Origin of the sequence: Novipirellula aureliae (genome assembly GCF_007860185.1) — a bacterium.
Taxonomy (GTDB): domain Bacteria; phylum Planctomycetota; class Planctomycetia; order Pirellulales; family Pirellulaceae; genus Novipirellula_A; species Novipirellula_A aureliae.
In genome coordinates, this window is sequence record NZ_SJPY01000013.1 from 1 (window position 1) to 13,649 (window position 13,649).

General features: G+C 52.3%; 9 protein-coding genes. 2 read left to right on the plus strand and 7 right to left on the minus strand.

Going from position 1 to position 13,649, the window contains the following annotated elements; all coding sequences use genetic code 11:
- Positions 1-291 precede the first annotated feature (291 nt).
- Positions 292-447 (plus strand): BlaI/MecI/CopY family transcriptional regulator, encoded by a 156-nt coding sequence (locus Q31b_RS26650; protein WP_146602726.1) that lies wholly within the window; start codon positions 292-294, stop codon positions 445-447.
- Between the two features lie 42 nt (positions 448-489).
- Here the strand turns inward: Q31b_RS26650 and Q31b_RS26655 are convergent, their stop codons facing one another.
- The 4 genes from Q31b_RS26655 to Q31b_RS26670 form a co-directional block, all read right to left on the minus strand.
- Entirely contained in the window at positions 490-2,349 is a 1,860-nt protein-coding gene (locus Q31b_RS26655; protein WP_146602727.1) for a glycoside hydrolase family 97 protein, read from the minus strand.
- Between the two features lie 104 nt (positions 2,350-2,453).
- Positions 2,454-2,822, minus strand: coding sequence for a hypothetical protein (locus tag Q31b_RS26660; protein WP_146602728.1), 369 nt, complete (start codon positions 2,820-2,822; stop codon positions 2,454-2,456).
- 146 nt (positions 2,823-2,968) lie between these two features.
- Complete coding sequence (locus Q31b_RS26665; protein WP_231617878.1) at positions 2,969-5,119, minus strand: alpha-L-fucosidase; 2,151 nt, start codon at positions 5,117-5,119, stop codon at positions 2,969-2,971.
- A 1,254-nt stretch (positions 5,120-6,373) separates the two neighbouring features.
- Positions 6,374-6,700, minus strand: coding sequence for a hypothetical protein (locus tag Q31b_RS26670; protein ID WP_146602730.1), 327 nt, complete (start codon positions 6,698-6,700; stop codon positions 6,374-6,376).
- A 234-nt stretch (positions 6,701-6,934) separates the two neighbouring features.
- Here Q31b_RS26670 and Q31b_RS26675 point away from each other — a divergent pair, with 234 nt between their 5' ends.
- Positions 6,935-8,542 carry a hypothetical protein gene (locus tag Q31b_RS26675; RefSeq protein WP_146602731.1) on the plus strand — a complete coding sequence of 536 codons (1,608 nt, stop codon included), beginning with the start codon at positions 6,935-6,937 and terminating at the stop codon, positions 8,540-8,542.
- A 41-nt stretch (positions 8,543-8,583) separates the two neighbouring features.
- Here the strand turns inward: Q31b_RS26675 and Q31b_RS26680 are convergent, their stop codons facing one another.
- The 3 genes from Q31b_RS26680 to Q31b_RS26685 form a co-directional block, all read right to left on the minus strand.
- Entirely contained in the window at positions 8,584-10,065 is a 1,482-nt protein-coding gene (locus tag Q31b_RS26680) for a DUF1501 domain-containing protein (protein ID WP_231617879.1), read from the minus strand.
- A 178-nt stretch (positions 10,066-10,243) separates the two neighbouring features.
- A complete protein-coding gene (locus tag Q31b_RS29450) occupies positions 10,244-10,372 on the minus strand; it encodes a hypothetical protein (protein WP_261343889.1) in 129 nt (42 codons plus the stop codon).
- A gap of 178 nt (positions 10,373-10,550) precedes the next feature.
- A complete protein-coding gene (locus tag Q31b_RS26685; protein ID WP_146602732.1) occupies positions 10,551-13,562 on the minus strand; it encodes a DUF1553 domain-containing protein in 3,012 nt (1,003 codons plus the stop codon).
- Between the last annotated feature and the right edge of the window lie 87 nt (positions 13,563-13,649).

A 13,649-nucleotide genomic window follows, 5' to 3' on the forward strand; every position in this document is an offset into this window, starting at 1 on the left:
ACGACTTGAGCGAAACGCACGATCGAGACGCTTTCTGGAAACGCCGAGGCCAAAGAAACGATGGTTTCCGCCACCGCTGCCGCAAGACCAAAATCAAGGATTCCTAACAAACCCGGTCATGCACCCACAAAGCAAAGCTAAAAATGATCTAAAACACTATTCCAGTTTTTTGTGTCTTCTTGTGTTTTTCGTGGCCATCAATCCATCGTCATCAGAAACTTTTTCACGTACAGCTTCGTGGCTTTCTCAAAATGCATGTTGACATGGGCATCTTCTTGACGGAGTTTACCGATGGCTAGACCTGTTTCTTCGCAACCGACCGAGGCCGAGTTGGCAATATTGAAGATTTTGTGGAAACAGGGGCAGGCAACCACTCGGGAGATTTACAATGGACTTTCGGCCGATCGCGAGACGAACGACTCGACGACGGTCCATCATTGCGGTTGAGTACCTGCTAACCTTTTCGTATCACCCCGGAACCGTCTCGGGCTATTTCAACGGTCGCAGGATCATGGCGTGTCCGCCGCCGACGGCCATTTTTGCGTGAATCACGTCGCCGCTTTTGACGGTCACGGTTTTGATTTCATAGGCTTCGGAGTTGGAAAGACCGTGCGTATCGGGTGCGTCCTGGTAAAGAGTGGCCTGATAGGTTTTTCCTGGCTCGAGAAAATCGAGTGGGACATCCAAGGTCCGGCTGGTTTGATCGCTGACCGATCCGACAAACCAGACATCAGCGGATCGGCGGGCGGTTGTGATGTATTCTCCGATCTTTGAGTTCAGCACGAGAGTATCGTCCCACGTTGCAGGCATCAATTTAAGGAATTCAAACAGGTCGGCCTTCTTCAGATACTCTTCCGGCGCATCGGGTAGTGTGACAAGACCGGTATAGATCACCAGCGTCCGAGCCACCTCGCTAACAACCGTTGAAACATAGGAGTTCCGTTTTCTCGGGCCTTTCATTCGCTCGCCCGCATTGATGCTGTTGAGGCCGAAGTTGCCATTGGACATATCAAGTGGCCCCGTCAATCCACTCACCATCGCCATCCTGAGAAAGGTTTCCGGTGTGAAAGCGCTTCGGCTATCCTGTTGGCCGTGGCAATATTCTCGCGAGATCAAGTTGGGCATCGTTCTCTCGACGCCCGTCATCGGTACAGGTCCGTCATGAAAATTAATCAGCAAATGGTTTTCCGCGGCTGCATGGATGGAATCGCGAGTGAAATCGGCCTTGTTGCCCATGAAGCCATATTTCATGCCCGAGGCACCGAGTTTCGCATAGTGGCGGAACAGTGTTCTATCACCGAAGTTGCCCTTCTTGCGATCGTAGTAGAGCATGATCTTGACGCCCTTATCTTTGGCGTAGGCCATCACCTTTTCGATGTCAACTTCGGGCGCGACGACCATTTCCCCATCCTCCGCACTCGTGAACCAGAAATCGTCCACGGTAAAGTATTCAATTCCCTGCTCAGCGCAGAAGTCGATGTAGCGTAGGTAACTACGTGTATCGATGTTGTAAACAAATTCGCCGTTGTCGTAGCCGTGAACGCGCCAATCCCACAGTCCCTTGCCCGGCTTGATCCAGCTCGTATCGTCCAATTTGCAAGGGGCGGCTAGGTTTAACGCCACGGTATTGACGCATAAATCTCCTGCCGTTTCGCCGAGCAGGATGACCCGCCATGGGGTCATCTGTCCCTCACCGCTTGAAACCGCTGACTGCGTGGCCGCTAGCGTCTTGGTCGCCGGATTAGCGCCCAGGGCCATGCTCTCGAATCCTGTTGACGAATAGAGATCGGATTCAAGCAATGCCAAATGCAACCCGTCAGTACGTTCTGTTACCAGAGGAACGGCTATCTTCTTCGCCGTTGCCGGATCCCCAACGGTGCCGCCACGCTGTCCTGCGTAATGGGCCGCGCCGTTGAGCACGTTGTAGCCGCTGGTAAATGTCATTCTTTTCCCTTCGGACGCCTCTGTCAGCACAAAGCGGAAGCCGATGCCGGTATCGAAGACCCGGCAAAGCAGGTTGACCGGGATGCCGTCGGCCGTGAGCGAAAGCGACAACTCACGATGGTGGTCACGGATCGTGGCGAACTGTCCCCATACCGGTTCCCAGCTTGTGTCGTTTTCGCGTATCGACTGATCGACCACTGCTATTTCCGCGCCTGCAAAAATCCCCAGCTTGGAGGAACCGATAACCGGCTTGCCGTCTCTCGAAACCGAGTAGAACAACTCCCCATTGGTCACTTCAAAGGCGGCCGCGGTTTGACCATCCGGCGATTGAACCACAACCGGTGCGGCAAACAGATTCGGCACTGCCAAGACAGTTACCAATACAATTGCAAAACATCTCTTCATCTCAGTTCCATTCCTAGACAGGGACTTCTTTCGTATCGATCTGCAAGACTAGTTTAATTCCAGTTACTTGCGGTGAGTCGTTTTTTTGGATTCCTGCTTCGCATTCACTTTTCCCGCTCGCATGGCCGCATCGACCGTTTCCCAATCCTTCCCATTGCTGATGATCGGGGCGTTGGGAATGGCCGATCCCGTTGGCCGCTGGGCAGTGCCTGTATTCGCCGAGTTCGGAGCGCGTCTGTTTCCCCGTTTTCAACATCTGTTTCACAATCTCGGGATGGGATTCCCGCTTCGCCAAACGCCTTGATCATCTCGCCGAACCCCCAATCAAGTTCCGCGATGACGTCGCCACGCACCCCACCTTTGGAGACGCCCGCAAACGCCTTCCCGGCTATAGATGGGGTGTGCGGATCGTTGCGGGCGATAGAGAGGAAGAAGGGTTTGTTGCCGATTCGCTTTGAGCGTTTGGGGTTCATGATTCAGCTTTTTTCGTTGCGTTTGTTCTTGCGCGCCGTAGCGCAGCAGGACCTTCGGCTCGCCTTCACGGGAGCGAAGTTTTCCGGATCGACGCCGTACAACTCTTCGTAAAAGGCATGCCAATGCCACAAGCGGTCATCGCTACTCAAGTAGACGGCGCCAGTTCAACAGCGAGCTCCTGAAAGGCGGTATTTTCACCGCCTCCGCTTTCAGTGACTGGCGAAACCGCCCAGACGATCCATCGGAATTTGCCAAGCGAATGACCTTCGGTGGCACGTAAGGAAGCCGCAGTATAGTTGGCCTCGGCCTTCCCCGTATCGATTGTGCCTAGCGGTGTGTAATCGCTGAGATCCCAGCCGGGATCGGTCGCCGCGTCGCTGGCGTACAGAGCTATCTTTTGAGCCCCACGCTTTCCTTTGTAATCAACGGACCAACTGGTAATCGCTGAGACAGATTGTGTCGTGCCTAAGTCCAGTCTGTAGGATCCGTTCTGGACACCATTCGCGAACACCGGGCCGATGCCTGTAGAAAGTTTTCCGTCGCAGAGTGATCGAAGGGGATCGTTCTTGGTCTGCGGATTTGCGGTAACGGTCCAGGTGGAGGCCTCTGCGAGCGGCAGCTTGGCGAAGCCAGTGGCGCTCGAGGCGGTTTCGATGACCACCGTTGCGCCTGATAGGGTGAAAGGTTTCATGGGCGGATGCCTAGGATCGGACTGGTCGGCTCGTCCTTCCAAATCAACCTCCTTCGTTCCCGTCAGCGCCTGATCCGCATCGTGAACGATGACATTGGGATGGTGCTGGTTCTCGTCGGTCACAATTTCAAAGGACCAGGCATGTTCACTTTGGCCAAGATCCGTTGGGGGGGTAATTTTCAATCCCTGCGGCGTCATTTGATAACTCACCGGGGCATCGGATCCGAGCAAGCGGACGGATGCCACCTTCTCTGCGTCCCAGCCTGCCATACCTGTGATCACAAACGGTGCATCTGGCTTGCTAAGTTTGATCGCATAAAGTTTTTTACCGTTGGTCGTGAAAGCCAATTGCTCATCTTGCTGCTCGCTCTCTTTCCAATAGCGGGAACCGTAGATCGCGTCTCCGTTAATCGACAGCCAACTCTTCATCGCCATCAGACGTTCCATCTGAGGTTCTGGAATGGTGCCATCTGGCTTCGGCCCGATGTTTACTAGGAAATTTCCGTTACGGCTGATTACTTCAACCATCTCGTGAATCACGCGTTCGATGGACTTGTATCGGTCTCCTTCTAGATATCCGAACGAGGTTCCAAAGGTTGTGCAACTTTCCCATTTGGGCCCAATCACTTTGAGTTTGAGATTGTCCTTTTCCAAACATCCAACTCCCGCAGGCCAGTTGCGATTGCCGCCCTTGTTGTTGACGTAGACTTCTGCACCGCGCGCTGCTCCATCGTTCATGAAATCAGTGATCATATTCCGAAAACTATCGTAGAAGTATTGGACCTCCGGTTTGAAGTCGGGAGGAACCGTTCGCGAGTTGTTACCGTTTCGGGTGAAGATCGGTACGTCATCGATCCAGAGGAAGTCAGGCTGGTACTTTGTCTGAATCTCTTTCCAACGCGCCACATAGTCGTCGACAAACTCTTTGCTCAATCCGAAGGGGCCATACAAAGAAGCCGCCTCGGGAACACGTCGGATCTCTTCGGCAATATCATCTTGAGGCACCGCATCGACTTGATAAAGCTTCTTCGCGAAAAAGGTCTGATGGCGCTCACGGTGGTAGGAAGGTGCGAACTTCAGACCATGCGTTTTCAAGGCTTTTCCAAGATCGCCGACGAGGTCCCGTTTCGGACCCATGTCCATCGCGTTCCAGGGAGTGAGATCCGAATCCCAGTTCGCCCAGCCATCATGATGCTCGGCCGTCATGACACAGTATTTGAAGCCGACATCCGCAAAGAGCTTTGCCCATGCCTCGGGATCCCAGTTCTCGGCTTTGAATTCAGGAATGATATCCTTGTAGCCGAAGTCTGGTGGTGTCGCTCCCCACCGATCTTGCATGTAGGGGTAGTAGTGCTCTCGCCCTGAATAGAGCAGCTTGGGGACGTGCTCGGCATAGCCTCGACCTCCTTGGCGGTAGCCAATCACACTGTAGGGACCCCAGTGAATGAAGATACCAATCTTTCCATCATCAAACCAAGCAGGAACAGGCATCTTTTGCAGTGATTCCCAGCTGCCGTCATACGGTTGCTTTTCCTGTGCTCCGAGAGTACGAGCGGCCAGTAAAACGAGGCCGATTATTAAACCGCCGAGCCATTTGTTTTTCATTGTCATGATCTGTGATCTCAATTTACAAGAAGTCTTCTAAGGAATGGATGTTGTTTCTGGATGTTTGGCAAATATAACAATCTGAGCTTTTGACACTGTCGAGTTAACGCTGTGGGACTGTTAAAACGATGGGTTTGACCACAGCCGAAGTTGCCAGACTTGGGACGTCGCTTATCGCGTCGATCCAATCTCTGGCGAGATTGACTAGGCTCCATATGAAAAGGTGCAGGACCACGAGTGCTTTGTCACCGCTTGATTTTAGGCTTGGCATAGAATGGCTGGGGTATCTCGCCCCCGTAAACTGCGACGGGAAGCCACAGCCACCAAAGATGCTTACCCTGATTGATTCTTCGTTGTGACAAAGGACTCGTCTGTCTTTACTGGGGGTGGAATGCGGTTGCGTGAGTATAAAATTCGTTGGTGGGTTGAGCTGAAAGTGTGCGTATCACTCTATCAGATCTCTACGACTCGATGGCATTCTCACGTGTCGCCAGGTGGGAAACCGAGGACGCTGTGGTGGGCAAGCAGGCCGGCCGTGCACAACACGACGTCCTGCAACACATTGTAGTTTCTACTTTTGACGTAGTAAACCGGAGAAACGCTTTTCCGACGAGAGTCGGAGCGAGCTAGGCGGATAGCATGGCGCAAACTCCAATTCGATAACTCGCGTACCATCGAGATCGATGCAGCGATGAGCGTCGCGGTGGTCGCGAGTTTCAGAAAGACTCACCTACGTGAACGCTCCAAGATTTAGAAGTACGAATTTGCAAGTCCCGATAGGAGAAGGAGGACCGGTATACCATATTGGAAGTAGCGGGAAGAACCGTATGGCTATCGCTTTCTACCGGGGCTTGCCGCACTCGCTTTGGCATTCGGAGGACCACAAAGTTCACGATTCGGCGCTAGCCCGGATGATTCATTAGCCGTTTTGGCAATAGCGGCCTGTCGATTTAATCGTTTAACGCTTAGCCGAAGGCGTCAGCTTTTCCAAAAGCGGTCGCCTATGGCTTGGCGTTAAACAATCAGTCGAGTCAAACCGATTATATCGACAGGCCGCTAACGCCAAAACGGCTAATACGCAGACTGTTTTTCGAGCAATGAACGTAAACGCTTGAAGGCGTAGACGTTAGCAAAACAATTTGCAAGCCCATGAATCATCCGGGCTAGGCAGACGAGCGTTTTAATCAAGGCCAAGCAAGACATTCTTCCCGCCCTGACCCCCGTTGTCCCTAGGCAAGTTGCTCCTCAGCAGAGCTAGGCCTCCGGCCTGAAAACAATGCGACGGTGGTCGAGAAGTGATGGATGATGTTCACGAATCGGCCCGTCGTCGGCACCGAGCAAAGAGGCAGAGGGAGGAGTCCAGTATCGCGTACAGTTGCCGCCGTCATTTCGGCGAAACACAAACTCCCCATCGGGCTGATTAATCCAAGTCTGAATCTCAATCTCCGCTGCGATGAATTCCCAATAAAGATAGCGAACCCGCGGATCCTCTCGCATCGACATGTTGAGCCATGCCAACTCCTGTTTGGTGGCCACTTGGTCGCAGACACGTGAAAAGAGGCAAAGCAATTCAGTTTGCATGGTTGGCGATCGAAACGTACGCTTTGCAAGACCTTCGAATATACCTAACTTCTGTCACAACGGAAATTCTGTGATTCTCGTTAGCGAGTTCCTCGGGTTGCGTTATGTTTTGGTATCCTTTGAACTTGGAACACCCGGGGCATGCCCAAAAATCCTCCTTCCACATTGTACTCGTCCCCATTTAAGTTGAACGATCCCCTCCAATACCCTTACCCCGAAATTCACGACACGAAGATGATCAAGCAACCACGCCGAAATCGCTTTCACTACCAAGACAATCGATTCGTATGGAGATCGGTTTGCTACACGCTGTTGATCAGTCTGTTGGGCGGCATCTCACCAATCGCAGCGATGGAAATTGAAAACGATGCGAATCGCAATGCCGACTACGTCGATTATGAATCGTTTGGGGCTGTAGGGGATGGAATCGCTGATGATTTGCCAGCGATTTGTAAAGCGCATGCCCATGCAAACAAGCATGCTTTGAGTGTCAGGTCAAAACCCAACGCAACCTACCATCTGGGGCACCAGGCGATAACCGCCATCATTGCTACCGACACCGATTGGAATACTTCGAAGTTTATTATTGACGATACATCGGTCGACAATCACAAGAAATCACTTTTTGAGGTGCGATCGTTGTTAAACAGCGAGCCGTTAAAGATCACACGTCTGAAGCGAGATCAGAAGCAATTGGACGTGCATCCGGTGCGAGATTGCTATCTCACCGTATTCGACGACAATACCAAACGATATCGACGCAAAGGAAATAACCAAAACTCGGGCGTAGCACAGAGCGATTGCTTTATTTTGCACCGCGACGGAACCATCGAAGGTGACATCGATTGGGATTACGAAGATGTGACTCGCGTCACTGTGCGGCCAATCGATAGTGATCGGCTCGTTCTTCGCGGAGGCGTCTTTACGACGATTGCAAATCGCATGAAGCAAGAGACCGGCTACAACTACTGGTCCAGAAATATCAAGATTTCGCGATCCAATACGGAGGTGATTGGATTAACACATCACGTCGTGGGTGAAACCGAGGTGGGGCATCCTTACTCAGGTTTTATTTCTGTTCGAGATTGTGCGAACGTGACTCTCCGAGATTGTTTTGCAACAGGACATAAAACGTACCAAACCATCGGATCGGCCAATAAGCCGGTTAGCATGGGGTCGTATGATTTCCAAGCGAGCAGCGTCGTCAACTTTTGCATGATCGGCTGCACGATGGACAATATCTTGGACCGTTCCTTGTGGGGCGTCATCGGCACCAACCACTGCAAGAACATTTTGCTGGAGGACTGCGTTTTATCCCGAATGGATACACACATGGGAGTTTCCGGTACTTATACCATTCGCCGCTGTACGCTGGGACACGCTGGACTCAACGCGATCGGACGCGGACGGTTGACGGTGGAAGACTCCACCTTGCATGGACGTTCTCTGATTAGCTTGCGAAGCGATTATGGAAGTACTTGGGAAGGTGATGTCGTCATTCGTAACTGCCGATGGATACCATCCGGCGGCAGACAAACTTGGCCGATATTGATGCAAGTCCGTAACGATTCAACTCATGACTTTGGCTATCAATGTTTCATGCCGACCCGTGTGACCATCGACGGGTTGTTCGTTGACGATTCGAATGTTCCTGCCAACTATCAAGGCATGTACTTGTTTGATGATCCAGATCGAGGAAGAGAGATACCTGAGTCGAAGCGATCTTTTCCTTACACACTGACCAAGGAAGTCGTGATTCAAGGCTTGAAAACGGCCAGCGGTAAAGCGCCCGTTGTTTCGCAGAACAAGCGTCTGAGAGCAAACGTTACGGTCGTACCATAACGAACTCCATTGATCACACTGGCGTTGGGCACGCGGTCTAACTATAGCAAAATCTCGCGAACCACTCGGCTTGATTCGACGCCCGTTAGCTTTTGGTCGAGTCCCTGGAACGGATAGGTGAAGCGATCCGAGTCGATTCCCATTACGTGCATGATGGTTGCATTGAGATCGCGGATGTGAACAGGATCTTTGACGATGTTGTAACTGAACTCGTCCGTTTCACCATGAACGACACCCTCCCGAACACCGGCACCAGCCATCCAAACGGTAAAGCACTTGGAATGATGGTCCCGACCATAGTTGTTCAGCGTCAGTTTGCCTTGACAATAGATCGTTCGCCCAAATTCTCCTCCCCAAACCACAAGCGTATCGTCAAGCAATCCGCGTTGGCGGAGATCGGCTAGCAATCCCGAGGAAGCCTGATCGACATCGCGGCATTGATTCGGTAGATCTTTGGGGAGCACGTCATGCTGATCCCATCCTCGATGAAAAATTTGAGAAAAACGTACCCCTCGCTCTGCCATCCGGCGAGCCATCAAGCAACAATTGGCAAACGTGCCTGGCGTCCGCACATCGGGACCGTAAAGATCGAGAACATGTTGTGGCTCATCGCTAATGTCGGTCAAATCAGGGACGCTGGTTTGCATCCGAAACGCCATTTCATATTGAGCAATTCTCGCATTGGTTTCGGGATCGCCGATACGTTCGGCAGTATTTTTGTTGATCGCCGATAGCGAATCGAGCATCCTGCGACGGACGACAGGATCGATCCCAGCGTGGTTCGATAAGTAAAGCACCGGATCGCCGCTGCTCCGCAACGCTACACCTTGATGTTTGCTCGGCAAGAATCCGCTGCCCCATAACCGGTTGTAGAGAGCTTGGGCTTCTTGGCGTCCTGTCCAGGAAGCCGTCATGACGACAAAGCCTGGCAAGTTTTCGTTGACACTGCCGAGTCCATAGTTTAGCCATGCCCCCAAACTGGCTTTGCCCGGCAATTGATTTCCGGTGCAGATAGCCGTGATGGCTGGATCATGATTGATCGCGTCGGTGTACATTGATTTGATCAATGCGATGTCATCCACTTTGCTCGCCATGTGCGGAATCAATTCACTGGCCATCGTGCCGTTTGCCCCGTGCGGCGAAAATTTGTAGATGCTCGGTGCGATTGGAAACCGATCTTGGCCGCTAGTCATCGTCGTCAAACGCTGCCCCATACGAATCGATTCAGGCAAATCTTTGTCAAACCAATCGGCCATTGCAGGTTTGTGATCCCACATGTCCATTTGGCTCGGGGCTCCCGCCATAAACAGATAAATCGCACGTTTGGCTTTCGGTGGATGATGCGGCAAACCCGGCAATCCACCGTGCCCTTCCATTTCAGTTGCTTTTGCGTTGCCTATCCCGTTTGAGGCATCAAGCGAAGCCAATGCAACCGCTCCAAGGCCGGCGGAAGTACGAGAAAAGAACGCTCGTCTGGTCAACTGCTCTCGTGCGGATTGCCCGGGTTCCATTGCGTATGACATCGATAGAATTCCTAGTGTCTGTTAACATCTATTCTTAGCGTAGTGGATCTTGTTAAAGATCCTTCCGCTCCATCTATTCTTAGTGTAGTGGATCTTGTTAAAGATCCTTCCGCTTGGGGATCTTTAACAAGATCCACTACGGCCATCGCTCGTCCTTTTGCCGAACAAGCACGAGCGTCTATTTGCACAAGACTTCATCGAGGTTGAGTAGCGTACTGGCGGCGACGATCCAAGCAGCAAACTCCGCCGACGAATCACCACTGAGCTGACTCGCCAATTCTAGATGAGGTTCCATTGCGTATGACATCGATAGAATTCCTAGTGTCCGTTAACATCTATTCTTAGCGTAGTGGATCTTGTTAAAGATCCTTCCGCTCCATCTATTCTTAGTGTAGTGGATCTTGTTAAAGATCCTTCCGCTTGGGGATCTTTAACAAGATCCACTACGGCCATCGCTCGTCCTTTTGCCGAAAAAGCACGAGCGTCTATTTGCATAAGACTTCATCGAGGTTGAGTAGCGTACTGGCGGCGACGATCCAAGCAGCTAACTCCGCCGACGAATCACCACTGAGCTGACTCGCCAATTCTAGATGATTTTCGTAATACACCGTCAAATCAGCGATCAACGATTCAATCTCCTGTCGTTCTTCCATCGTGGGTGGCCGCATCGTGATGGTTTCAAATGCCCAATCAATCTTTTTCGTCGTCGTTGAAAGGCCAGGCACAGCGAACACCCTATTCGCGAACTGCTTCGCTGCTTCCATGTATTGCGTCTCATTCAATAGTACCAACGCTTGCAGCGGAGTGTTGGTTCGTTCTCGCCGAGCTGTACACGACTCACGACTGGGGGCATCGAACGTGGTCATTTGTGGTGGTGGACTGGTTCGCTTCCAAAACATGTAAACACTCCGGCGGTAGACGTTGTCACCGGAATCGGCAACGAAGACGGCTGTGTTGCTGGAGGAATACCCCACCGCTTTCCAAAGTCCCGCTGGTTGCGGCGGCCTGACACTCGGTCCCCCCACTTGGTCGACGAGTAAACATGACAAGGCCAACGCTTGATCTCGGAGCACTTCCGCATCGAGACGGAATCGAGGTCCACGGGCAAGCAGCCGATTGTTTGGGTCGATTCTCAATTGGTCCGCATCGGTTTCTGCGGATCGACGGTAGGCGTTACTCATCACGATCGCCTTGAATAGCTGTTTTACGTTCCAACCGCTTTCGCGAAAGTCGACCGACAACCAATCGAGCAGCTCGGGGTGGCTTGGCAGAGAACCTTGGCTTCCAAAGTCCTCGCTTGTTTTCACAAGTCCGGTACCAAATATCTGCTGCCAATACCGGTTCACTGCGACTCGACTCGTCAGTGGATGTGTTTCGGAAACCAGCCACTTTGCCAATCCCAACCGATCATTAGGCCACCCTTTTAACATGCCAGGCAAAAACGATGGCGTTCGCCGCTCGACCGACTCGCCAAGCGAATCATACTGGCCACGATCTAGGACGTAGGCTTGTTTGGGTTCCGCAAGCTCTTTCCAAACCAAGGTCGTTGTTATGCTTTCGCGGATGGAACGGATCGCCTGTTGTAGACCCCTCTTTAGATTGACAAGCAAAGTCCAATCGGGATGCGTGCAATAGACGCTGCGGTAATACCGTTGTATTGCAGCGCTTTGTTGCTCCGATCGGTCCAGCTTCGGAATTCGCAACAGCTCGATCAATTGCGGAGGAACTTCGATGGAGGGCGATCGGAACGCATAGCTAAATTGATTGACGCCTTGATGGTGAACCAATTTGATGTAGAGATCATTGTTGCCCTTCGCGAGTGGTAGATCGATTTTATCCGACAGCGGTTGCGTTCCATCAGGCCCTTCGTGTTTGCTGATTTGGTCTCCGTTTAGATAGACCACATATCCGCCGCAAGCTCCAATCAACAGGGTGGCGATTTCGGGTGACGGTGCGGTGATACGCTTGTGCAGAACCGTTACGCTCGGGCGATCCTCAACGATACCGAGTGAATGGACATCCAAGCAACGCAAGTCGTTTCGCTCGGTCCATGCGAACGTTTCACCATCAAACTCGAAGCTTTGCTTCGGATCAAACGCGGATTGCTGTGAGGCGAACACTTGATCGTAGCTCAGCAGCGTGGTCGGTTGTGGGAAGGGGCCGATAAGATGAGTCGCCCCTAGCGTTACGATTGGCGTATCAGGAAGATTCGATACAGACTGCTCCCATTCGAGCTGAGCCGCGTCGACGGTGTCGATCGGCCCATTCATCTCGTCTTCTAAAGCAGCAAGTTGCTGTTGGGCATCCTCCATTGCGGCGGCCTGCTCGGCGGTGGGAATGAGAATGGACGGCGCATGATTTTTCATGTCGTCGTCCATTGCTCGACCATCGAGGCTATTGAAGTATGCCGACATTGAATAGTAGTCGCGGATGGTGATCGGATCGAACTTGTGGTCATGACACGAGCTGCATCCGACCGTCATCCCCAGGAAAACGGTTCCGAACGCATCCGTTCGGTCGATCACGTTTCTTGCGAAGATTTCATCATAAATCGAGCCCGCTTCATTCGTCGTCACGTTAAGCCGATTAAAACCACTCGCGATTTTCTGATCCACCGTCGCATCGGGTAGCAAATCGCCTGCAAGTTGCTCCGTAATAAACTGATCCAGCGGCATGTTGTCATTGATGGCATTGATTACCCAATCTCGGTAGGGCCACATTTCGCGATAGTTGTCGAGATGCAAGCCGTGTGTATCGCCAAAACGCACCAAGTCAAGCCAATAGCGTCCGACATGTTCGCCAAAATGATGCGAAGCAAGTAAGGAATCAACGAGCCGCTCATAAGCCGAATCTGCAGTGGCTCGATTGGATCGATCACGCAAATAGTTTTCGAGTTGCCCGCGTGATGGCGGAAGCCCGGTCAGATCCAAACAAACTCGCCGCAGAATCGCTCGATCGTCTGCCGGTCCGTTCGCTGTCAGCCCCGCCCGTTCGATCTCACGATCGACGAAGAAGTCGATCGCGGCAGTTGCATCCGCCAGCGGCGTGTTGGAGAACGATTCTTTTTGTGGGGCAATAAACGACCAATGGGTTTCGTAAACCGCTCCCTCCGCAAGCCACTGTCTAATTTTGGCAACCTCTTCGCGAGACAATCGTTTGCCGTCGTCAGGAGGCGGCATGACGAAGCCCGGGTCATCACTCGTGATGCGGGCAACAAGCTCACTGCTGTCAAGATTCTCGCCCGAAACGACATCGTCGAGCCCCACGGCGAGATCAAGACGAAGATCGGCACGACGAGCGGCCTCGTCCGGTCCATGGCAGGCGAAACAGCGATCGGACAAAAGGGGCCGTATTTCTTGAGCAAAGTCGATTGTCTCAGCGGCACAGGGAATCGCACAGAGTCCCCATGCGACCAGCAACAAGAGAGCGGAAACAGCGGAAACAGCGGGAAACCGCCGGGCAAGTGTGAGGCGAAATCGACAATCGATGAATGGCATGAGAGGCGGTTGGTGGGAAACCCTGAGAAGGATGGGATGTTTGTCGCCGATTGCTACCATGATAACATGAGACGCAAGAGATTGCTA